28 protein-coding genes are annotated in these 21,430 nt (G+C 66.8%); 1 reads left to right on the top strand and 27 read right to left on the bottom strand.

Annotated features, from left to right (window positions below; all coding sequences use genetic code 11):
* Positions 1-9: 9 nt before the first annotated feature.
* Complete coding sequence (locus H3H55_RS01905) at positions 10-1,215, top strand: S1C family serine protease (RefSeq protein WP_193097513.1); 1,206 nt, start codon at positions 10-12, stop codon at positions 1,213-1,215.
* A gap of 196 nt (positions 1,216-1,411) precedes the next feature.
* Here the strand turns inward: H3H55_RS01905 and tatC are convergent, their stop codons facing one another.
* The 27 genes from tatC to H3H55_RS01770 form a co-directional block, all read right to left on the bottom strand.
* Positions 1,412-2,200, bottom strand: coding sequence for a twin-arginine translocase subunit TatC (gene tatC / locus H3H55_RS01900; protein ID WP_048251400.1), 789 nt, complete (start codon positions 2,198-2,200; stop codon positions 1,412-1,414).
* A gap of 41 nt (positions 2,201-2,241) precedes the next feature.
* Positions 2,242-2,772 carry a Sec-independent protein translocase protein TatB gene (gene tatB, locus H3H55_RS01895; RefSeq protein ID WP_129513558.1) on the bottom strand — a complete coding sequence of 177 codons (531 nt, stop codon included), beginning with the start codon at positions 2,770-2,772 and terminating at the stop codon, positions 2,242-2,244.
* 24 nt (positions 2,773-2,796) lie between these two features.
* Positions 2,797-3,027, bottom strand: a complete 231-nt coding sequence (gene tatA / locus H3H55_RS01890; RefSeq protein WP_059232563.1) for a Sec-independent protein translocase subunit TatA — start codon at positions 3,025-3,027, stop codon at positions 2,797-2,799.
* Between the two features lie 94 nt (positions 3,028-3,121).
* On the bottom strand, positions 3,122-3,487 hold the full coding sequence (locus tag H3H55_RS01885) for a histidine triad nucleotide-binding protein (RefSeq protein ID WP_129513557.1): 366 nt from the start codon (positions 3,485-3,487) through the stop codon (positions 3,122-3,124).
* A gap of 31 nt (positions 3,488-3,518) precedes the next feature.
* Positions 3,519-3,911, bottom strand: a complete 393-nt coding sequence (locus H3H55_RS01880) for a DUF4870 family protein (protein WP_048251403.1) — start codon at positions 3,909-3,911, stop codon at positions 3,519-3,521.
* A 68-nt stretch (positions 3,912-3,979) separates the two neighbouring features.
* A complete protein-coding gene (locus H3H55_RS01875; protein ID WP_006485344.1) occupies positions 3,980-4,345 on the bottom strand; it encodes a phosphoribosyl-ATP diphosphatase in 366 nt (121 codons plus the stop codon).
* The gene (hisI, locus tag H3H55_RS01870; RefSeq protein WP_048251404.1) at positions 4,342-4,758 is read right to left on the bottom strand and encodes a phosphoribosyl-AMP cyclohydrolase; all 417 of its coding nucleotides are present in this window, start codon (positions 4,756-4,758) and stop codon (positions 4,342-4,344) included. Before hisI ends, H3H55_RS01875 begins: the two co-directional genes overlap by 4 nt.
* Complete coding sequence (hisF, locus tag H3H55_RS01865) at positions 4,758-5,531, bottom strand: imidazole glycerol phosphate synthase subunit HisF (RefSeq protein WP_047899625.1); 774 nt, start codon at positions 5,529-5,531, stop codon at positions 4,758-4,760. Before hisF ends, hisI begins: the two co-directional genes overlap by 1 nt.
* A gap of 106 nt (positions 5,532-5,637) precedes the next feature.
* Positions 5,638-6,393 (bottom strand): 1-(5-phosphoribosyl)-5-[(5-phosphoribosylamino)methylideneamino]imidazole-4-carboxamide isomerase, encoded by a 756-nt coding sequence (hisA, locus tag H3H55_RS01860; RefSeq protein ID WP_193097512.1) that lies wholly within the window; start codon positions 6,391-6,393, stop codon positions 5,638-5,640.
* A gap of 163 nt (positions 6,394-6,556) precedes the next feature.
* Positions 6,557-7,198 carry an imidazole glycerol phosphate synthase subunit HisH gene (gene hisH / locus H3H55_RS01855; RefSeq protein WP_129513555.1) on the bottom strand — a complete coding sequence of 214 codons (642 nt, stop codon included), beginning with the start codon at positions 7,196-7,198 and terminating at the stop codon, positions 6,557-6,559.
* A complete protein-coding gene (locus H3H55_RS01850; protein ID WP_129513554.1) occupies positions 7,195-7,815 on the bottom strand; it encodes a MarC family protein in 621 nt (206 codons plus the stop codon). The genes hisH and H3H55_RS01850 overlap by 4 nt, the downstream gene beginning before the upstream one ends.
* Positions 7,816-7,877: 62 nt before the next feature.
* Positions 7,878-8,465, bottom strand: coding sequence for an imidazoleglycerol-phosphate dehydratase HisB (gene hisB, locus H3H55_RS01845; protein ID WP_011546606.1), 588 nt, complete (start codon positions 8,463-8,465; stop codon positions 7,878-7,880).
* 65 nt (positions 8,466-8,530) lie between these two features.
* Positions 8,531-9,604: a histidinol-phosphate transaminase gene (gene hisC, locus H3H55_RS01840; RefSeq protein ID WP_048251407.1), complete on the bottom strand. Its 1,074-nt coding sequence runs from the start codon at positions 9,602-9,604 to the stop codon at positions 8,531-8,533.
* A gap of 143 nt (positions 9,605-9,747) precedes the next feature.
* On the bottom strand, positions 9,748-11,064 hold the full coding sequence (hisD, locus tag H3H55_RS01835) for a histidinol dehydrogenase (RefSeq protein ID WP_129513552.1): 1,317 nt from the start codon (positions 11,062-11,064) through the stop codon (positions 9,748-9,750).
* Between the two features lie 24 nt (positions 11,065-11,088).
* On the bottom strand, positions 11,089-11,742 hold the full coding sequence (gene hisG / locus H3H55_RS01830; protein ID WP_048251409.1) for an ATP phosphoribosyltransferase: 654 nt from the start codon (positions 11,740-11,742) through the stop codon (positions 11,089-11,091).
* Positions 11,739-13,088 carry a UDP-N-acetylglucosamine 1-carboxyvinyltransferase gene (gene murA, locus H3H55_RS01825; protein ID WP_193097511.1) on the bottom strand — a complete coding sequence of 450 codons (1,350 nt, stop codon included), beginning with the start codon at positions 13,086-13,088 and terminating at the stop codon, positions 11,739-11,741. Before murA ends, hisG begins: the two co-directional genes overlap by 4 nt.
* A gap of 13 nt (positions 13,089-13,101) precedes the next feature.
* Complete coding sequence (locus H3H55_RS01820) at positions 13,102-13,341, bottom strand: BolA family protein (RefSeq protein WP_006477131.1); 240 nt, start codon at positions 13,339-13,341, stop codon at positions 13,102-13,104.
* Between the two features lie 53 nt (positions 13,342-13,394).
* Entirely contained in the window at positions 13,395-14,150 is a 756-nt protein-coding gene (locus H3H55_RS01815) for an ABC transporter permease (protein ID WP_193097510.1), read from the bottom strand.
* A complete protein-coding gene (locus H3H55_RS01810; RefSeq protein WP_034189820.1) occupies positions 14,147-15,073 on the bottom strand; it encodes an ABC transporter ATP-binding protein in 927 nt (308 codons plus the stop codon). The genes H3H55_RS01815 and H3H55_RS01810 overlap by 4 nt, the downstream gene beginning before the upstream one ends.
* Positions 15,074-15,265: 192 nt before the next feature.
* Positions 15,266-15,541: a lipid asymmetry maintenance protein MlaB gene (locus H3H55_RS01805; protein WP_027788544.1), complete on the bottom strand. Its 276-nt coding sequence runs from the start codon at positions 15,539-15,541 to the stop codon at positions 15,266-15,268.
* Entirely contained in the window at positions 15,538-16,167 is a 630-nt protein-coding gene (locus H3H55_RS01800) for a phospholipid-binding protein MlaC (protein ID WP_129513550.1), read from the bottom strand. Before H3H55_RS01800 ends, H3H55_RS01805 begins: the two co-directional genes overlap by 4 nt.
* Positions 16,168-16,278: 111 nt before the next feature.
* Positions 16,279-17,208 carry a VacJ family lipoprotein gene (locus H3H55_RS01795; RefSeq protein ID WP_193099431.1) on the bottom strand — a complete coding sequence of 310 codons (930 nt, stop codon included), beginning with the start codon at positions 17,206-17,208 and terminating at the stop codon, positions 16,279-16,281.
* 31 nt (positions 17,209-17,239) lie between these two features.
* The gene (gene mlaD / locus H3H55_RS01790) at positions 17,240-17,791 is read right to left on the bottom strand and encodes an outer membrane lipid asymmetry maintenance protein MlaD (protein WP_129513548.1); all 552 of its coding nucleotides are present in this window, start codon (positions 17,789-17,791) and stop codon (positions 17,240-17,242) included.
* A 24-nt stretch (positions 17,792-17,815) separates the two neighbouring features.
* Complete coding sequence (mlaE, locus tag H3H55_RS01785; RefSeq protein WP_048251413.1) at positions 17,816-18,583, bottom strand: lipid asymmetry maintenance ABC transporter permease subunit MlaE; 768 nt, start codon at positions 18,581-18,583, stop codon at positions 17,816-17,818.
* Positions 18,580-19,401, bottom strand: coding sequence for an ABC transporter ATP-binding protein (locus tag H3H55_RS01780; RefSeq protein ID WP_027783343.1), 822 nt, complete (start codon positions 19,399-19,401; stop codon positions 18,580-18,582). Before H3H55_RS01780 ends, mlaE begins: the two co-directional genes overlap by 4 nt.
* An 84-nt stretch (positions 19,402-19,485) precedes the next feature.
* Positions 19,486-20,610 (bottom strand): thiamine phosphate synthase, encoded by a 1,125-nt coding sequence (gene thiE, locus H3H55_RS01775; protein ID WP_193097509.1) that lies wholly within the window; start codon positions 20,608-20,610, stop codon positions 19,486-19,488.
* Positions 20,607-21,422 (bottom strand): thiazole synthase, encoded by an 816-nt coding sequence (locus H3H55_RS01770; RefSeq protein ID WP_034183640.1) that lies wholly within the window; start codon positions 21,420-21,422, stop codon positions 20,607-20,609. Before H3H55_RS01770 ends, thiE begins: the two co-directional genes overlap by 4 nt.
* Between the last annotated feature and the right edge of the window lie 8 nt (positions 21,423-21,430).

Raw genomic sequence — 21,430 nt, 5'->3', positions numbered from 1 at the left:
TCCATTCAGATGCTTAGACGCTTCTGGCTGTTCTTCGCGCAGGCGGTTACCGTGCTGCTCGCGCTGATGTTCATCGTCGTGACGCTCAAGCCGCAATGGCTGCAACGGCAAGGACAGCTCGGCAAGCAGCTCGCCACGCCGATCGTTGCGCTGCGGGAAGTCGCACCGGGCATCGGCGGCGCGCCGGCGACCACGTCGTACGCGGAAGCCGCGCAGAAGGCGATGCCGGCCGTCGTCAACGTCTTCTCCAGCAAGGACGGCTCGCTGCCGCCCGACCCGCGCGCGAAAGATCCGCTGTTCCGCTACTTCTTCGGCGACCGCAACGCCCGCAAGCAGCAGGACGAACCGGCAGCCAACCTTGGCTCGGGCGTTATCGTGAGCCCTGAAGGTTACATTCTAACGAACCAGCACGTCGTGGACGGCGCCGACCAGATCGAAGTCGCGCTCGCCGACGGCCGCACGGCCACCGCGAAGGTGATCGGCAGCGATCCCGAGACCGACCTCGCCGTGCTGAAGATCAACATGACGAACCTGCCGACGATCACGCTCGGCCGCTCCGACCAGTCGCGGGTCGGCGACGTCGTGCTCGCGATCGGCAACCCGTTCGGCGTCGGCCAGACGGTCACGATGGGGATCATCAGCGCGCTCGGCCGCAACCACCTCGGCATCAACACGTTCGAGAACTTCATCCAGACCGACGCGCCGATCAACCCCGGCAACTCGGGCGGCGCGCTGGTCGACGTGAACGGCAACCTGCTCGGCATCAACACGGCGATCTACTCGCGCTCGGGCGGCTCGCTCGGCATCGGCTTCGCGATTCCCGTGTCGACCGCGCGCACGGTGCTCGAAAGCATCATCACGTCGGGCTCGGTCACGCGCGGCTGGATCGGCGTCGAGCCGCAAGACGTCACGCCGGAAATCGCCGAGTCGTTCGGGCTGCAGCAGAAATCGGGCGCAATCGTCGCGGGCGTGCTGCAGGGCGGCCCGGCCGACAAGGCCGGCATCAAGCCGGGCGACATCCTGGTCACGGTCAACGGCGAGGACATCACCGACACGACGAAGCTGCTGAACGTCGTCGCGCAGATCAAGCCGGGCACGCCGACCAAGGTGCACGTCGTGCGCAAGGGCAAGGAGTTCGACGTGAACGTCGTGATCGGCAAGCGTCCGCCGCCGCCGAAACAGACGCTCGATGAGCAGGACAGCGATACCGAATGACGTTCGGCGGGCGGCACGCCAGCCATGGACGGAAATGAAAAAGGGCAGCCGAGGCTGCCCTTTTGTTTTGCATCGGAGACCGTGTGGTGTTGGCCGGTGACGTAACCTCGACCCACTTCCCGCCAGCAACGCCACCGGGCCGCATCAAGCCTCTGGCCGCAAGGCCAGCCGCCGCGCGCCGCCCGGCGCCTCATCGTCAACTCGCGGCTTCGCCGTTCCCCGCCTCGCCCTCTTCGGCCGGCTTCTTCGGCACGAAGAACCGCGCGGCCAGGATCCCGGCCTCGTACAGCACGATGAGCGGCAGCGCGAGCATCAGCTGCGAGAACACGTCCGGCGGCGTGACGACCGCCGCGACGACGAACGCGCCGACGATCACGTACGGGCGGATCTCCTTGAGCTTCTTCACCGTCAGCACGCCCATCCGGACGAGCAGCACGACGACGATCGGCACCTCGAACGTGACCCCGAACGCGATGAACATCCCGAGCACGAAGCTCAGGTAGTTGTCGATGTCGGTCGTCATCTCGGCCCCGAGCGGCGCGTTGTAGTGCGCCATCACGCGGAAGATCGTCGGGAACACGAGGAAGTACGCGAACGCCATCCCGCACAGGAACAGGAAGTAGCTGCTGCCGACGAGCGGCACGACGAGCTTCTTCTCGTGCTGGTACAGCCCCGGCGCGACGAACGCCCAGATCTGGTACAGCACGACCGGCAGCGCGATCACAAGCGCGACGAGCATCGTGACCTTCATCGGCACGAAGAACGAGCCGGTGACGTCGGTCACGATCATCTTGCCGTCCTTCGGCAGGTTCTGCATCAACGGCCGCGCGAGCAGCTTGAAGATGTCAGGCGCCCAGTAGACGAGCCCGAGGAACACGACGATCACGGCCAGCCCCGCGCGAATGATGCGATCGCGAAGCTCGACGAGATGGGAAATGAAGGTTTCTTCCGGGGCGTCGCCCGGGTTCTGCTGGGGGTCGCTCACGCCGGCCCTCGGTAGGATAAACGTGCGAGCATGCGCTCGGCTCAGAAGAAGCGCGTCGGCCGGCGCAGGCTGGCCGGCTGGTGGCGCGCGACACGCGCGGCGCCCGACTGCACGTGCGTGCGGCGGGTGGTCGCGCGCTTGTACCAGACAGGCGTCGCCGCCTGCTTGACGCGCCAGTTGCGGCGCTTCGGCGCAAGTGCGGTCATGCTGCCGCGCCACGACGGCGCCGCGGGCGTGCCGGAACCGTAAGACCCGGCATCGCCGGAGCCTTCGTTAAGACCGCCGACCGCGGAATGCCACGTGTCGTTCAGTTCCTTCTCGTGCTCGCGCAGGTTGTCGTGAATCGTCGTCTCGACATTGCGCGCGGCCGACTCGAAATCGGTCTTCATCGTCCGCAGCGCGTCGAGTTCGATTTCGCGCGAGACCTCGGCCTTCACGTCGTTGATGTACCGCTGCGCGCGGCCGAACAATGCGCCTGCCGTACGCGCGACGCGCGGCAGGCGCTCGGGGCCGAGCACCACGAGCGCGACGACGCCGATCAGCGCCATCTTCGAAAGACCGAGATCCAGCATCGCGAGCCTGTCAGCGTACGGGCGTTACGCCTTGTTCGAATCGGAACGCGTCGTTTCCTTCGCGTTGACGTCGACCGAGCCCGTGCGCGGCAGTTGCTGCGCGTCCGCCGGCGTCTCGCCTTCCTTCATGCCGTCCTTGAAGCCCTTCACCGCGCTGCCGAGGTCGTTGCCGATGTTGCGCAGCTTCTTCGTACCGAAAACCAGCGCGACGATCAGCAGCACGATCAGCCAGTGCCAAATGCTCAATCCACCCATGATGAAACCTCTCCTCAACCACACCGCTTCGCGGCGCAAATCGCCGGCGACGCGCCGGCTTCGACTATCGGATGCGGGGAAACGCCCCGCGCCGTCAACCCATCCGCTGCCAGGGGCGCGGGCCGGCCAGGATATGCGCGTGCAGGTGATAGACCTCCTGCCCGCCACCGGGGCCCGTATTGATCACCGTGCGAAAACCGGTTTCGCCGCCCGTATACGCGACGCCGAGTTGCTCGGCGAGGCGCGACACGAGCAGCATCAGCCGGCCGAGCATCGGCGCATCGCCGTCGCTCGCCGCCGACAGCGTCGGCAGATGCTGGCGCGGGATCACGAGCACGTGCGTCTCGGCCGCCGGGCGGATGTCGCGGAACGCGACGAATTCGTCGTCCTCGTGCACCTTCGTGCTCGGGATCTCGCCTGCCGCGATCTTGCAGAACAGGCAATTCGGATCGTGACTCATGTTGCTCCTGCTGACGCCCGCGCGCGGCCGGTCAGAACCACGCCTGCGGATCGAGCGTCTTGTTGTCGTTCAGGTACAGCCAACCCTTGATAATACGGTACAGCGTCCAGATCCATGTGACAAACATCACTGCAAATCCGATCACGATGAACATCAGCGCGAACCCGATCACATAGGCGATCAGTGCGCGCCAGAACGTGCGGATCTGCCACTCGAAGTGATCGGCGTACGGCGTGCCGGCCACATCGCCGCGCTTCACGTAGTTGATGATGATCGCGATGATGCCTGTCACGCCACCCGTCAGCCAATGAAACGCATAAAGGCCGTAGAGCACGTGAGTCAGCGTGCGCAGCCCGTTCAGGCGTTCGGCGTCCGCGGCCCCCGGCACCGACGGCGGCGGAAACTGGCTTGGCGTATCGGTCATGATGCTACCCCCGTTAGATGACATTTCTTACAGCTTACCGCACTGTGGCCGTCCCGCGACAAAGCCTGTCACCCGCCGTTTTCCTCGCGCTCGCGGCGCTTGCGCAGCGCCTTCTCCTCGATGCCCGACAATCCTTCACGGCGCTCGAGTTCGGCGATCACGTCGGCCGGGCTCAGGTCGAAGTGCGACAGCATCACGAGGCAGTGGAACCACAGGTCGGCCACCTCGCCGACGAGCGCGGTCGGCGCGCCGCCCTGACGCACGTCCTTCGCGGCCAGCACGACTTCCGTCGCCTCTTCGCCGATCTTCTTCAGCACCGCGTCGTCGCCCTTGTGGAACAGGCGCGATACGTACGATTGATCGGGATCGCCGCCCTTGCGGCTATCGATCACGGCCGCGAGGCGCAGCAGCGTGTCTTCGGTGGATTGCGTCATTTGTAGATGTGTTCGGGGTCTTTCAGCACCGGATCGACCGCGACCCAGTCGCCGCTGTCGACGTTGCCTTCGAATTTCTGGAAGAAGCACGAATGCCGGCCGGTGTGGCACGCGATGCCCGACACCTGCTCGACCTTCAGCAGCACGACGTCCTCATCGCAATCGAGCCGCACCTCGTGCACATGCTGCACGTGGCCCGACTCCTCGCCCTTGAACCACAGGCGCTTGCGCGAGCGCGAGTAGTAGACCGCGCGCTGCGTCTCGATCGTCTTCGCCAGTGCCTCGCGGTTCATCCACGCGAACATCAGCACGTCGTTCGTCGACGCTTCCTGCGCGATCACCGGCACGAGGCCGTTGTCGTCCCAGCGAACCTTGTCGAGCCACGCGGGCAGGGATTTCGTTTCCGTATTCATCACAGCCTCACCGGGATGCCCTGGTCGGCCATGAAGCGTTTCGCCTCGCCGACCGTGTGCTCGCCGTAGTGGAAGATGCTCGCCGCCAGCACCGCGTCGGCGCGGCCGTCCTTGATGCCGTCCGCGAGATGCTGCAGCGAGCCGACGCCGCCCGACGCGATCACCGGCACCGGCACCGCGTCCGACACGCCGCGCGTGAGCGCGAGGTCGAAACCCGACTTCGTGCCGTCGCGGTCCATGCTCGTGAGCAGGATCTCGCCCGCGCCGAGCTCGGCCATCTTGCGCGCCCATTCGATCGCGTCGAGGCCCGTGCCCTTGCGGCCGCCGTGCGTGAACACTTCCCAGCGCGGCGTCTCGCCATCGGCCGACACGCGCTTCGCGTCGATCGCGACGACGATGCACTGCGAGCCGTACTTGTCGGCCGCGTCGCGCACGAGCTGCGGGTTCGCGACCGCCGACGAATTCATGCTGACCTTGTCCGCGCCCGCGTTCAGCAGGCGTCGCACGTCCTCGACGGCGCGCACGCCGCCGCCGACCGTCAACGGAATGAAGACCTGCGATGCAACGGCCTCGATGATCGGCAGGATCAGGTCGCGCTGGTCGGAGGTCGCGGTAATGTCGAGGAAGGTCAGTTCGTCGGCACCCTGGTCGTCGTAGCGGCGGGCGATTTCGACGGGGTCGCCGGCGTCGCGCAGCTCGACGAAGTTGACGCCCTTGACGACACGCCCGGCAGTCACGTCCAGGCAGGGGATGATGCGTTTAGCTAGAGCCATGATGTTGCGCCAAATGCCGCGATGGGACGGCCGGTTACGGAAGCCTCGCGCGAGGCTTCCGGTCGGGGCCGCCCGCGGGCAGCCCCGGCGAACGGGACAACCGCGGTTACGCGTTGTCGAGTTCGCCGTTCAGTTCGTCCGCGCGCTTTTGCGCGGTCGCGAAATCGAGATCGCCGGAGTAGATCGCGCGGCCGCAGATCACGCCTTCGACGCCTTGCTCTTCCACCTCGCACAGGTTCTCGATGTCCGTGAGATTCGACAGGCCGCCGCTGGCGATCACCGGGATACCGACCGCCTGCGCAAGCTTCACGGTCGCCTCGATGTTGATGCCCTGCAGCATCCCGTCGCGGCCGATGTCCGTGTAGACGATCGATTCGACGCCGTAGTCCTCGAACTTCCGCGCGAGATCGATCACTTCGTGGCCCGTCAGCTTGCTCCAGCCGTCGGTCGCGACCTTGCCGTCCTTGGCATCCAGGCCAACGATGATGTTGCCCGCGAACGCGGTGCACGCATCCTGCAGGAAGCCCGGATCCTTCACGGCCGCCGTGCCGATGATCACGTAGGACAGGCCGGCGTCGAGGTACTTCTCGATCGTCTCGAGGCTGCGGATGCCGCCGCCGAGCTGCACGGGGATTTCATCGCCGACTTCGTCGAGGATCGCCTCGATCGCCTCGAGATTCCTCGGCTTGCCGGCGAATGCGCCGTTCAGGTCGACCAGATGGAGCCGCCGGGCGCCGAGATCGACCCACTTGCGGGCCATCGCCGCCGGGTCCTCGGAGAAAATCGTAGCCTGGTCCATATCGCCTTGTTTCAGGCGTACACACTGACCGTCTTTTAGATCGATGGCCGGAATCAGCAACATAGCAATCGGATGTCGTCGTGGAAAAAGAAAAGAATCCGGCGCGCACCGGCCAAACCGGTGCCGCGCCGTCTCGCTAGTTTAGTACAACTCTTTCGGCGTCTTGGCGGGCAAGCCCCGTGCGACGGGCCTTTCCGGCCCGCCGACTGTGGCACGCACGCGACGTTCACGGTTTCCAGTGTACGAAGTTGCGATACAGACGCAACCCGACCTCCGCACTCTTCTCGGGGTGGAATTGGGTCGCGAAGAGATTATCGCGCGCGACCGCCGACGTAAACGGCGCGCCGTAGGCAGTTTCGCCCACCGAGTGCGCCGGGTTGTCCGGCGTCACGTAGTAGCTGTGCACGAAGTAGAAATACGCGTCGTCGGGCACGCCGTCCCACAGCGGATGCGGCTGCGACTGACGCACGCGGTTCCAGCCCATCTGCGGCACCTTGAAGCGCGAGCCGTCATCCTGCAGCCGGCCGTCGAGCTCGAAACGCACGACCTTGCCGGGCAACAGGCCGAGGCCCTTCGTGTCGCCTTCCGCGCTCCAGTCGAACAGCATCTGCTCGCCGACGCACACGCCGAGCAGCGGCTTCGTGCGCGACGCCTCGATCACGGCCTCCTGCAGGCCCGATTCGCCGAGACAGCGCATGCAGTCGGGCATCGCGCCCTGGCCGGGCAGCACGACGCGGTCGGCCGCGCGAATCGCGGCCGGCGTGTCGACGATCGCCACGTCGGCGGCCGGTTCGGCCTTCTTGAGCGCCTGCGCGACCGAGCGCAGGTTGCCCATCCCATAATCCACAATCGCAATCGAAGTTTTCATCTCAGTGCAGGCAGTAGCGCCCTCAGTCCATTGACGATGAATTCCACCGCCAGCGCCGACAGCATCAGACCCATCAGCCGCGTGGCGATGTTGATGCCCGTGCGGCCGATCCAGTTCGCGATCGGCTCGGCGAGCCGCATCGCGACGAAACACAGCAAAGCCAGGACCGCGCCGATCGCGACCAGCCCGGCCCGCTCATACCAGTGACGCGAATTCGCCGCATAGATGATCACCGTGCTGATCGAGCCGGGGCCCGTGAGCAGCGGAATCGCCAGCGGCACGACCGCGATGTTGTCCTTCAGCTCGGCCTCGTGGCGCTCCTCGGGCGTCGATCGCGTGTTGCCGATCTGCGCGTTCAGCATGTTGATCGCCATCAGCAGCATGATGATCCCGCCGCCCACTTCGAGCGACCCGACCGAAATGCCGAAGAAGTCGATGATCTGCTGCCCGAGCAGCGTCGTCACCGTCATCACGCAGAACACCGACACCGACGCGATCCGGATCGTGCGACGCCGCTCGACGTCCGTCTGCTGCGCCGTCAGGCTCAGGAAAAACGGCACCGCGCCGATCGGATTGATCAGCGCAAGCAGCGAAATGAACGATTTGAGCAGATCCATCGCAAGCCGGCGCCGTGCGCCGAAGCCGTGAGGTTGTCCTTAGCGTCCGTCCGTTCGGAAGTTCAGAGGCTGCCTTTCGTCGACGGAATCTGCCCCGCCGCACGCTCGTCCAGCTCCACCGCCGCGCGCAGCGCACGGCCGAAGGCCTTGAACACCGTCTCGAGCTGATGGTGCGCGTTGATCCCGCGCAGGTTGTCGATGTGCAGCGTGACGCCCGCGTGATTCACGAAACCGCGGAAGAATTCGATCGACAGGTCGACGTCGAAGGTGCCGATCCGCGCACGCGTGAACGGCACGTGGAATTCGAGGCCCGGCCGGCCCGAGAAATCGATCACGACGCGCGACAGCGCCTCGTCGAGCGGCACGTACGAATGGCCGTAGCGGCGGATGCCCTTGCGGTCGCCGATCGCCTTCGCGACGGCCTGCCCGAGCGTGATGCCGACATCCTCGACCGTGTGGTGGTCGTCGATATGCGTGTCGCCATGCGCTTCGACCTCGAGATCGACCAGACCGTGTCGCGCGATCTGGTCGAGCATATGGTCGAGAAACGGCACACCGGTGGCCAGCTTCTGCCGGCCGGTGCCGTCGAGATCGAGCTTCACACGGATCTGCGTTTCGCTGGTATTGCGAACGACTTCCGCCACACGCATGGCAATTCCTTGATTGAGTCTGATGTAAATGGGGATTGATCGTCGCGCGCCGCCGCGCCCTGGGCTCAACCGGGCAGCGCGAGTTTCAAAGCAGCCAGCAGGCGAGCGTTTTCGTCGGGAGAACCGACGGTCAGCCGCACGCATTCAGCCAGCAACGAATGCATTTTACTCACGTTTTTGACCAGCACCCGCTCGGTGAGCAGCGCATCGAACACGGCAGCCGCGTCCGGCACGCGCACCAGCAGGAAATTGCCGGCGCTCGGGAACACCGTCGCACCCGGCAGCGCGGCCACGGCCTGCGCGAGGCGCGTGCGTTCCGCACGCAATTCGGCCGCCTGCGCGTCGAGCACGCCGAGGTGATCGAGCAGGAAATCGGCGGTCGCCTGGGTCAGCACGTTGATGTTGTACGGCGGGCGCACCTTGTCGAATTCGGTCAGCCACGCGGGCGAACCGACGAGATAACCGAGGCGGATGCCCGCGAGGCCGAGCTTCGACACCGTGCGCATCACGACGACGTTGTCGAACTCGGCGGCGCGCGGCAGCCACGAACGCTCGGCGAACGGCTGGTATGCCTCGTCGATCACGACCAGGCTGTGCCGCGCGGCCGCGACGATTCGTTCGACGTCGGCATCGTCGTACAGCGTGCCGGTCGGGTTGTTCGGGTACGCGAGATAGACGATCGCCGGCCGGTGCTCGTCGATCGCCGCGAGCATCGCATCGACGTCGAGCGTCAGGTCGGCCTTCAGCGGCACGCCGACGAATTCGAGCTGCGCGAGCTTCGCGGACAGTTCGTACATCACGAAGCCCGGCACCGGCGCGAGCACCTTCGCGCCCGGCCGCGCGCACGCGACCGACATCATGCTGATGATTTCGTCCGACCCGTTGCCGAGCAGCACGTCGCATGCGGCCGGCACGCCCATCGCGTGGCGCAGCTTGTCGAGCAGCGCGGCCGGGCGCGGCGCCGGGTAGCGGTTCAGCGCGACCTGCGCGAGACGCTCGCCGAGCGCCGCGGCGAGCGGTTCGGGTAGCGGATACGGGTTCTCCATCGCGTCGAGCTTCACGAACCCGCTCGCGTCCGGCACCGGGTAGCTCGTCATCGCGAGCACGTCGCGGCGAATGATGTCTTGTGGCGTCGTCATGGTCTCAAGCCGGCGTGCGTCGCGCCGGCGTCAAATGGTCGGCAAGGCGGCGGCCGCCGCCCTGCACTCGTCTCCAACCCCGGGTTTCGGGGTCCGCCGGCACCGGCGCGTCGGCGCCTGCCCCGGCCCCGCGCCGCGCGCGGTCAGCCCCTCATCCGGAACTCGGCGCTCTTCGCGTGCGCCTGCAGCCCTTCGCCGTACGCGAGCTCGGACGCGATCTCGCCAAGCGTCTGCGCACCTTCGGCGCTGACCTCGATCAGGCTCGAGCGCTTGATGAAGTCGTACACGCCGAGCGGCGACGAGAAGCGCGCGGTGCGCGACGTCGGCAGCACGTGGTTCGGGCCCGCGCAGTAGTCGCCGAGGCTCTCGCTCGTGTAGCGGCCGAGGAAGATCGCGCCCGCGTGGCGGATCTGCTGGCCCCATTGCTGCGGTTCCAGCGCCGAAATTTCCAGGTGCTCGGGTGCGATGTCGTTCGCGATCCGGCACGCCTCGGCCATGTCGCGCACCTTGATCAGCGCGCCGCGGCCTTCGAGCGACGCACGAATCACGTCCCGGCGCGGCATCGACGGCAGCATCTCGTCGATCGCCTTTTCGACGCGATCGAGGAACGCGCCGTCCGGACACAGCAGAATCGATTGCGCGAGCTCGTCGTGCTCGGCTTGCGAGAACAGGTCCATCGCGACCCAGTTCGGATCGGTCGTGCCGTCGCAGATCACAAGGATTTCCGACGGACCGGCGATCATGTCGATGCCGACCGTGCCGAACACGCGGCGCTTCGCCGACGCGACGTACGCATTGCCGGGGCCGCAGATCTTGTCGACGGCCGGCACCGTCGCCGTGCCGTACGCGAGCGCAGCGACCGCCTGCGCACCGCCGATCGTGAACACGCGATCGACGCCGCCGAGCAGCGCCGCGGCGAGCACGAGGTCGTTCTTCACGCCGTCCGGCGTCGGCACGACCATCACGATCTCGCCGACGCCCGCGACGCGCGCGGGAATCGCGTTCATCAGCACCGACGACGGATACGCGGCCTTGCCGCCCGGCACGTACAGGCCGACGCGGTCGAGCGGCATGACCTTCTGGCCGAGCACCGTGCCGTCGCTTTCCGTGTACTGCCAGCTATGCGTGCCGCACTCGATCTTCTGCTTCTCGTGGTACGCGCGCACCCGCGCCGCGGCCGCTTCGAGCGCCGCGCGCGCCTTCGGCGCGAGGCCGTCGAGCGCCGTCTGCAGCGCGTCCTGCGGCAGTTCGAGCGCGGCGACGCTGCTCGCGCTCAGCCGGTCGAAGCGGTTCGTGTACTCGAGCACCGCGGCGTCGCCGCGCGACTTCACGTCGGCGAGGATCTGCGCGACCGATTGCTCGATCGCCGCGTCTTCGCTCGCCTCGAATGCGAGCAACGCGCGCAGTGCGGCGCCGAAGCCTTCGTTCGTCGAATCGAGCCTGCGAATGGTGATGGACATGGGAGTTCCGTTACGGTGATGCGCTCAACCGCCATTCTGCGACGCGCGTTCGAACGCGTCGAGAATCGGCTTGAGCGCCGCGCGCTTCAACTTCAGCGCAGCCTGGTTCACGACGAGGCGCGACGAGATCGCCATGATCTCCTCGACCTCGACCAGATTGTTCGCCTTCAGCGTGCCGCCCGAGCTGACGAGGTCGACGATCGCGTCGGCCAGCCCGACCAGCGGCGCCAGCTCCATCGAGCCGTACAGCTTGATCAGGTCGACGTGCACGCCCTTCGCGGCGAAGTGCTCGCGCGCCGTTTCGACGTACTTCGTCGCGACGCGCAGGCGCGCGCCCTGGCGCACCGCGTTCGCGTAGTCGAAGCCGGCCGACACGGCCACCGACATCCGGCAGCGCGCAATGTTCAGATCGATCGGCTGGTACAGGCCCGAGCCGCCATGCTCGACCAGCACGTCCTTGCCGGCCACGCCGAAATCGGCCGCGCCGTATTCGACATAGGTCGGCACGTCGCTCGCGCGCACGATGATCACACGCAGGTTCGGGTCGGTCGTCGGCAGGATCAGCTTGCGCGACGTTTCCGGATCCTCGGCCACCTGGATTCCCGCGGCAGCGAGCAGCGGCAGGGTTTCCTCGAAAATCCGGCCCTTCGACAGGGCGAGGGTCAGCGGCGCGGTCATGCTTGGCTCCCGGAGAGGCGGCGCACGTTCGCGCCGACGGCGGTCAGTTTGGCTTCCATGCGGTCGTAACCGCGGTCCAGGTGATAGATGCGGTCGACGAGCGTTTCGCCGTCCGCACGCAGCCCGGCGATCACGAGGCTCGCCGACGCACGCAGGTCGGTCGCCATCACGTTCGCGCCCGACAGCTTCTCGACACCCGTCACGAGCGCCGTGTTGCCGTCGATCGTGATGTTCGCGCCGAGCCGGTTCAGCTCCTGCACGTGCATGAAGCGGTTCTCGAAAATGGTTTCGACGACCTGCGCGGTGCCCGTCGAGACCGTATTGAGCGCCATGAACTGCGCCTGCATGTCGGTCGGGAACGCCGGGTATTCCGACGTGCGGATCGTCACGGCCGACGGCCGGCGGTCCATCTTCACGCGCAGCCAGCTGTCGCCTTCCTCGATCGACACGCCGGCTTCGCGCAGCTTGTCGATCACCGCGTCGAGGATGTGCGGGCGCACGCCCGTCAGCATCACGTCGCCGCCCGCCGCCGCGACCGCGCACAGGAACGTGCCGGCCTCGATGCGGTCGGGGATCACCGAATGGCGCGCGCCGTGCAGCCGCTCGACGCCCTGGATCACGAGGCGATCGGTACCGATGCCGTCGATTTTCGCGCCCATCGCGACCAGCAAGTGTGCGAGATCGCTCACTTCCGGTTCGCGCGCCGCGTTCTCGATCACGGTCTCGCCGTCCGCGAGCGTCGCGGCCATCAGCAGGTTTTCCGTCCCCGTCACCGTGATCATGTCGGTCACGATGCGCGCGCCCTTCAGGCGCTTCGCACGCGCTTCGATGAAGCCGTGCTCGATGCTGATCTCGGCGCCCATCGCCTGCAGCCCCTTGATGTGCTGGTCGACCGGACGCGCGCCGATCGCGCAGCCGCCCGGCAGCGACACCTTCGCCTCGCCGAAGCGCGCGAGCAGCGGCCCGAGCACGAGGATCGACGCGCGCATCGTCTTCACGAGTTCGTACGGCGCAACGAGGTTGTCGACACGCGACGCGTCGAGCTGCACGCGGCAACCGTCGGTCTCGCTCTTCACGCCCATCTGGTTCAGCACCTTCAGCGTGGTGCGCACGTCCTTGAGGTTCGGCACGTTGTCGAGATCGACCGGATCGGCGGTGAGCAGCCCCGCGCACAGGATCGGCAGTGCGGCGTTCTTCGCGCCCGACACGACGATCTCGCCGGACAGGCGGCGGCCGCCCTCGATCACGAGCTTGTCCATCCCATGTCCGTGCGATTCCCCGTTGGCGGCCGGGTGTGCCGTGGCGACGCTCTTGACGGCGTCGCGCTCGTTGACGGTGACTTGCACTCAGTTTTTCCGGTTATGCGTTCTGCCATTCGGCGGGCGTCAGCGTCTTCATGCTGAGCGCGTGAATTTCCTGCTTCATGCGATCGCCGAGCGCCGCGTAGACGAGCTGGTGCCGCTGGATCGGCCGCTTGCCTTCGAAGGCCGCCGACACGATCGTCGCGAAGAAATGCTGGCCGTCGCCTTCGACTTCCAGATGAGTGCAGGCGAGACCGCCGGCGATGTATTGCTTGACCTGTTCGGGAGTCGGCAACATGGTGTAAGGCTCCTGTCGGCGCGCGCCGCCCGAGGCGGCCGCAGCCAGTGATATCAATGACGCAGTTTGTAGCCGGTCGCGAGCAGCCGCATCGCGATCATCGCGAGCAGCACGAAGAAACCGGCGACGATCGCCAGGCTCGCGAACGGGTTGATGTCGGACGCGCCGAAGAACCCGAAACGGAAGCCGTCGATCATGTAGAAAAACGGATTGAGACGCGAGATCTCGCGCCACACGGGCGGCAGCGAGTGCGTCGAATAGAACACGCCGGACAGGAACGTCAGCGGCATGATCAGGAAGTTCTGGAACGCGGCGAGCTGGTCGAACTTCTCGGCCCAGATCCCCGCGATCAAGCCGAGCGTGCCGAGGATCGCCGAGCCGAGCAGCGCGAACGCGATGATGAACAGCGGCACCGCGAAGTGCATCGGGATGAACCAGATCGTCACGACGAACACGCCCGCGCCAACCGCGAGCCCACGCACGACGGACGCGAGCACGTACGCGCCGAAGATGTCGCGGTACGAAAGCGGCGGCAGCAGCATGAACACGAGGTTGCCGGTGATCTTCGACTGGATCAGCGACGACGAGCTGTTCGCGAACGCGTTCTGCAGCACGCTCATCATCACGAGGCCCGGTACGAGAAAGCTCACGTACTCGACGCCCGGATACACCTCGACGCGGCCCGACAGTGCGTGGCCGAAGATCGTCAGATACAGCAGCGCCGTCACGATCGGTGCGCATACCGTCTGGAACGACACCTTCCAGAAACGCAGCAGTTCCTTGTAGAACAGCGTTTGAAAACCGCTCATGCCAATCCCTCGATCACCTCGGCCCCGTTCATCACCTGGACGAACACATCCTCGAGGTCGGCCTTGCGGACCTCGATCTCGTCGAACGTGCAGCCCGCCGCGCGGCACTGCGCGAGGATGCGCTCGACATCGTCGTAGCTCGTGAGGCGCAGCAGGTGCTCGCCCGGCGCGCGTGCGGCCGGGTCGGTCTCCAGCCCGCGCAGTTCGGCGGGCAGCGCGCCCGTCGCCAGGCGCAGATAGAGCTGCAGCCCCGCGAAGCGGCGCAGCAGCGCGTCGGTGCGGTCGAGCGCGACCACTTCCCCGCGGCGCAGCATCGCGATGCGATCGCACAGCGACTCGGCTTCCTCGAGGTAATGGGTGGTCAGCACGATCGTGTGGCCCTCGCGGTTCAGGCGCGAGATGAATTTCCACAGCGTCTGGCGCAGTTCGACGTCGACGCCGGCGGTCGGCTCGTCGAGCACGATCACGGGCGGCCGGTGCACGAGCGCCTGCGCGACGAGCACGCGGCGCTTCATCCCGCCCGACAGCGCGCGCATGTTCGCGTCGGCCTTCTCGGTGAGGTCGAGATTGGCCATCACTTCATCGATCCAGTCGTCGTTGCGACGCAGCCCGAAATAGCCGGACTGGATCCGCAGCGTCTCGCGGACGGTGAAGAACGGGTCGAAAACGAGTTCCTGCGGCACGACGCCGAGTGCGCGGCGCGCCCCACGGAAGTCCTTGACGACGTCGTGGCCACGCACCGAGATACTGCCTTCGTCGGCCCGGGCAAGCCCGGCGAGGATGCTGATGAGCGTGGTCTTGCCTGCGCCGTTGGGGCCGAGCAGACCGAAAAACTCGCCTTCCTCGACCGACAGGCTGACGCCCTTGAGCGCCTGAAGCGATTTGTAGCGCTTCTTGACGTGACGGATTTCTATGGCTGACATGACTGTGCGCGACGCAATGGCCGCGACGCCTATTCTGTGCTTGCTGCGAAAGAAAATGGGGGCCGGACGCCGATTGGCTGCCCCGCAAAACGCTTGATTATAGGGCAAACCGGCTGGTGGAGCCGGCGCCGGAGACGCGCGGCGTGAAGCGTGCGCGCGCCGGCTGGCGCGGCAGGCTCCGGTCGGACAGGGTCAATGTCGCCCGGTGCCTTCGATGAGCGCGTCGACGCCGTAGGCGCGCGCGAGGCTGGCGAGCTTCGGGGGGAGATTGAGGATGTCGAGGGTCGCGCCGCGCGCTTTGGCGGCACGTTGCCATGCGAGCAGCACGGCAAGCGCGGACGAGTCGAACTGCGTCAGCGCCGCGCAATCGACGGCGGTCGCACCCGCGCCGATGCGCGCAAGACCGTCCGCGAGCGCGGACTTCGCGCTCGCGACGGTCAGCGAGGAGCCGGCTTCGAAACCGCTCACGACGCCTGCTTGCCGGCGGCAAGTTGCTGGTTGCGCTGCGTCAGGAACTGGATCAGGCCGTCCACGCCGCTTTGCTGGATCTTCTCGTTGAACTGCTGCTGGTACGTCTGGATCAGCCATGCGCCGAGCACGTTCAGGTCATACACCTTCCAGCCGTTCGCCGACTTGTACAGGCGGTAATCGATCTGGACCGGCTGGCCATTGTTCAACGCAACCGTCTTGACCACGACGTCGGTATCGGCCGGATCCGCACGGAACGGCGGGTACTGGATCTGCTGGTCCGGCTTCAGCTGCGCGAGCGCACCCGAATACGTGCGGATCAGCAGCAGCTTGAACTGCTCCTGAACCTGCTGCTGCTGCTCGGCCGTCGCCGTGCGCCAGTTGCGGCCCATCGCGAGCTGCGTGGTGCGGCGGAAATCGGTGTACGGCAGGATGTCCTTGTTGACGATCGTAATGATGCGATTGGTGTCGCCCTGCTTGATCGTCTGCGCCTTGACTTCGTCGAGCACCTGCTGCGTCGCCGTCTTGATCAGCGCCTGCGGGTTCGACTGGTCGACTTGCGCGTGAGCTGCGCTGCCGAACGAGAACAGCGCCGCGAATACGGGGATCAGGAACAGTTTTTTCATCATAGTGACCTGCATGAATGAGTCGATGCGAAGGTTGGAGCAGGTAGCTTACGCGCAAGTTCGCGCACGCTACCGACTGAATCGTTTCCGGCTGTAACGAATGTAAATCCGTCAGTGCAGCCGGATGCTCGGGAAGCGGAACCCGCCCGGCGACGGCGGCGCCACCTGCATCGGCGGCACGCTCGTTTCGCTGGCCGGGTTCGGCGATTCGGCCGTGCCCGAAGCCGGCGCGGCCACCGCCGTACCCGATGCGCCTGCCGGCGCCGTCGCACCGGCTGCCGCCGGTGCCGCGCCGTCATCCGGCAGATCGTACTTCGGCAGCGCGTCGTTGCTCGCCGTCGAGCCGGCTTCGCCGCGCGCATTGTCGATCAGCATCTGGCGGCGCTGCAGGTACGCGTTACGCACGAACGAATACTTGTCGAGCGCCGCGGCGTTCAGCACGTCGCCCGCGCCGAGCAGGTTCGCACGCGTGTTGATGAGGTTCACGCCGAACAGGCCATAACCCACGCCGTCCGGCTTCACATAGGTCAGCGGATTGCCGACGTAGTCGACGCCGAGGCCGGCCGTGTCGCGCAGCGTGCTCGGTCCGAGCAGCGGCAGCACGAGATACGGGCCCGACGGCATGCCGTAGCGGCCCATCGTGATCCCGAAGTCGGCCGTGTGCTTCGGCAGCTTCGCGATCGTCGCGACGTCGAACAGACCACCGACGCCGAACACCGTGTTGATCACGACGCGCATCAGGTCGCCGACGCCGTCCGCGATCCGCAACTGCACGATGTTGTTCGCCGCGATGTAGACGTCGCCGATGTTCGAGAAGAAGTTCGTCACGCTGTCCCGCACCGGCTGCGGCACCACGTACTGGTAGCCCTGCGCGACCGGCTTCAGCGCGTACGTGTCGACCGTATCGTTGAACTTGTACATCGTCCGGTTGAAGCCTTCGAGCGGATCGCCCTTGGTCGGCGTCTGCACGGTCGCGCAGCCGCTCAACGCGGCGACTGCCGCCACCGCGAGCGCGGCGTGCCTGATGCGGATCGTCTGCATGGTCATTACCCTCTTGTATTCTCTCGTGTGGTTATTGGGCTGCCGAACCGGACACAGCCGACGCAGGTACCGCCACCGGTGCCGGCGCGGCCGGCGCACCGGCTGCCGGCTTCGCACCGCCCGCATCGGCGGCCTTGCTGTACAGGAACTGACCGATCAGGTTTTCGAGCACGATCGCCGATTGCGTCATCGTGATCGTATCGCCCGCCTTCAGCATTTCGGTGTCGCCGCCCGGCTCGAGGCCGATATATTGTTCGCCGAGCAGGCCCGACGTCAGGATCTTCGCCGACGAATCCTTCGGGAACGGGTACTGGCCGTCGATATCGATCGTCACCAGCGCCTGGTACGTGTTCGTGTCGAAGCCGATCGTCTTCACGCGGCCGACCACGACACCCGCGCTCTTCACGGCCGCGCGCGGCTTCAGCCCGCCGATATTGTCGAATTTCATCTTCACCGCGTAGGTCGGCTGAAACGACAGCGAGCTCATGTTGCCGACCTTCAGCGCCAGGAACAGCACCGCAAGGAAGCCCACCACCACGAACAGGCCGACCCAGAAGTCGAGAGCAGTCTTTTTCATCGTCATCCCAAAATATGGCTTGGCTGAGGCTTAGCTGAACATCAGCGCAGTCAGCAGGAAATCGAGGCCGAGTACGGCGAGCGACGCGAACACGACCGTCTTGGTGGTCGCACGCGATACGCCTTCCGGCGTGGGCTTCGCTTCATACCCTTGAAACAGCGCAATGAAGGTCACGGCGAACCCGAACACGATGCTCTTCAGCACGCCGTTGCCGACGTCGGCCCAGACCTGGACCCCGCCCTGCATCTGCGACCAGAACGCGCCCGGATCGACGCCGATCAGTATGACGCCGACGATATAGCCGCCGAGCACGCCGACCGCGCTGAAGATCGCGGCGAGCAGCGGCATCGTGATGATCCCTGCCCACATGCGCGGCGCGATCACCGTCTTGATCGGGTCCACGGCCATCATCTCGAGCGCGGTGAGCTGCTCGCCGGCCTTCATCAGGCCGATCTCGGCCGTGAGCGACGTGCCCGCGCGGCCCGCGAACAGCAGCGCGGTGACGACCGGCCCGAGCTCGCGCACGAGCGACAGCGCGACCAGCAAGCCGAGCGCCTGCTCGGAGCCGTAGCGGTTCAGCGTGTAATACCCCTGCAGGCCGAGCACGAAGCCGACGAACAGCCCCGACACGGCAATGATCACGAACGAATAGTTGCCGAGAAAGTGGATCTGCTTCGTGACAAGCCGCGGCCGGCGCAACAGCGGGAAGAATTCCAGCACGAGGCGCACGAACAGGCGCGTGCCGTAGCCCGCGCGCCCGAGGCCGCCGATGACGTAACGTCCGATCGCGCTGATCATGCGCGCCCTCCGCCGAGCCCGAAATCCGCTGCGAGCGGCGGGCTCGTGTAATGAAATTTGAAGGGGCCGTCCGGCGCGCCGTCGATGAACTGACGCACGCTCGGATCGGTCGACGCACGCAGTTCGTCGGGCGTACCCTGCGCGAGCACGCCGCCGTTGGCCAGAAAATACACGTAGTCGGCAATCGCGAACGATTCGGGCACGTCGTGCGTGACGAGGATCGACGTCGCGCCGAGCGCCTGGTTCAGCGTGCGGATCAGGTTCGCGGTAATGCCGAGCGAAATCGGATCGAGGCCCGCGAACGGCTCGTCGTACATGATGAGCTGCGGATCGAGCGCGATCGCGCGCGCGAGCGCGATACGGCGCGCCATCCCGCCCGATACCTCGGACGGCATCAGGTCCCGCGCGCCGCGCAACCCGACCGCGTTGAGCTTCATCAGCACGAGGTCGCGGATCAGGTCTTCGGGCAGATCGGTGTGCTCGCGCAGCGCGAACGCGACGTTCTCGAACACCGACATGTCGGTGAACAACGCGCCGAACTGGAACAGCATGCCCATCTTGCGGCGCAGCGCGTACAGGCCGTCGCGCGTTTGCGCGCCGACATCGGCGCCGTCGAACAGCACCTGGCCGCGGCGCGCGCGCACGAGGCCGCCGATCAGGCGCAGCACGGTCGTCTTGCCGCAACCCGACCCGCCCATGACCGCGACCACCTGCCCGCGCCCGAAGCGCAGGTTCAGGTTGGACAGGACGAGGCGGTCGCCGTAGCCGAAGTCGACGTCGCGAAGTTCCAGCAATGTCTCGGGAGGAGTGGGGCTCACGGAGCGGACAGTCCTTTTACGCAGAACGCCGAATTATAGGGCCTGCCTTGGAATGATGTCGTGACGCCGTTCCGGGCCCTGCGGTCAATGATTGTCAAATTGTCCGGCAAAACATTGCTGCAGCGCAATAAGCGCGGCCCGATAGTCGGCCGCGCCCGTGACCGCGCTGACCACCGCGACGCTGCCGACGCCCGTCGCCAGCACGGCCGGCAGCGCGTCGAGCCCCACCCCGCCGATCGCGACGAGCGGCGCCCGCGCCCCCGCGAAGCGCGCGTAGCGGGCAATCCGCGCGAGGCCCTGCGGCGGCGCGGCGACGGCCTTGGTCGCGGTCGCGTACACGGGGCCGAGCGCGAGGTAGCTCGGGCGCTCGTGCAGCGCGCGCAACATCTCGTAATAACCATGGCTCGAAAGTCCGAGCCGCAGGCCCGCGCGGGCGATCGCGGCCAGATCGGCCGTTTCGAGATCTTCCTGGCCCAGATGAACGCCGTACGCACCTTCATCTGCAGCGATCTGCCAGTGATCGTTGATGAACACGCGCGCATCGGGATAACGACGCCCGGCCGCGACCGCGCGCGCGATTTCCCGGCGCAATGCGTCCGGCGTCGCGCCTTTCACGCGCAGTTGCACGGTCCGCACGCCGCAATCGAGCACGCGTTCGACCCATTCGGCATCCGGCACGACCGGATAGAGGCCGAGCTGCGCGGGGCACGGCGCGAACGCGGGCTCGGGCGCGGCCGGCAGCCCGGCGACGCGCGGGAACCGCGCGGCATCGACCGGCCAGGCGTCGGCGGCGCGGGTCTCGTCGCCGTCGCGCCACGCCAGCGCGAGCACCAACGCATCGACCGGCGCGAAGCCGCAATCGAGGAATGCGGCGAGCGCCGCGATCCAGTCGTCCGCCAGCGGATGCGCGGCTTCGAGCGCGTAGCGCACGCCCGCCGCGTGCAGCACCGCACCCTGCTCGTCGAATTCGATCGCGACCGCGTCCGGCGACGCGGGCCGCGAGACGGCCGAAGCACGCATCTGCGCGATGCGGTCGCCGGCCGACACGATCAGCACGTCGCCGTCGGCCGGCGCGTCGGGCACTGCCACGCAGAGCCGCCACGGCGCCGCGTCGCGCGGCCAGTCGCCGAGCCGTGCGCGAATCCGTTCGGCCGCTTCGGCCAGCTCGTCGGCCGGCGGCCAGAAGGCATCGGCAAACCGCGCGCTCATGCGCCGCCCCCGTCCTGATGCCAGAACGGCATCCCGACGACCGGCGTACTCGCATGCGCGGTCTCGCGCGCGTCCATCGGCCCGGCGAGATACGCGGCACGGCCGGCCTCGACGCCCTGTGCGAAGGCGCGCGCCATGATCTCGGGGTGCGTGGCCTGCGACACGGCGGTGTTCAACAACACGCCATCGAAGCCCCACTCCATCACCTGGCACGCGTGCGACGGCACGCCGAGCCCCGCGTCGACGATCAACGGCACGTCGGGCAGCCGCTCGCGCAGCACGCGCAAGCCGTACGGGTTCACGACACCCTTGCCCGTGCCGATCGGCGCGCCCCACGGCATCAGCGCCTCGCAGCCGACGTCGAGCAGGCGCCGGCCGATCACGAGATCCTCGGTGCAGTACGGCAGCACCTTGAAACCGTCCTTGACCAGCTGCGCGGCGGCCTCGATCAGCCCGACCGGGTCGGGCTGCAGCGTGTAGTCGTCGCCGATCAGCTCGAGCTTGATCCAGTCGGTGCCGAACACCTCGCGCGCCATGTGCGCGGTCGTCACGGCCTCGGCGACGGTCTGGCAGCCGGCCGTGTTCGGCAGCAGCGGCACCGCGTGGCGCTTGAGCAGGTCGAAGAAGCCGGCTTCGGCGGTGCCGCCCGTCATCTGGCGGCGCAGCGCGACCGTCACCATCCCCGGCCGCGACGCGGCGATCGAATCGGACAGCGACTGCAACGACGGATAGCGCGACGTGCCGAGCAGCACGCGGCTTGCGAAGGTTTCGCCGTACAGCGTCAGCGCGTCGGCGGATGTGAGGGACGTCATGTCGTTTT

The sequence above is a fragment of the Burkholderia sp. Z1 genome (genome assembly GCF_014893795.1).
Lineage (GTDB): Bacteria > Pseudomonadota > Gammaproteobacteria > Burkholderiales > Burkholderiaceae > Burkholderia > Burkholderia theae.
Note: the sequence above shows the minus strand (reverse complement) of the source record. Positions and strands in the feature narration are given on the sequence as shown.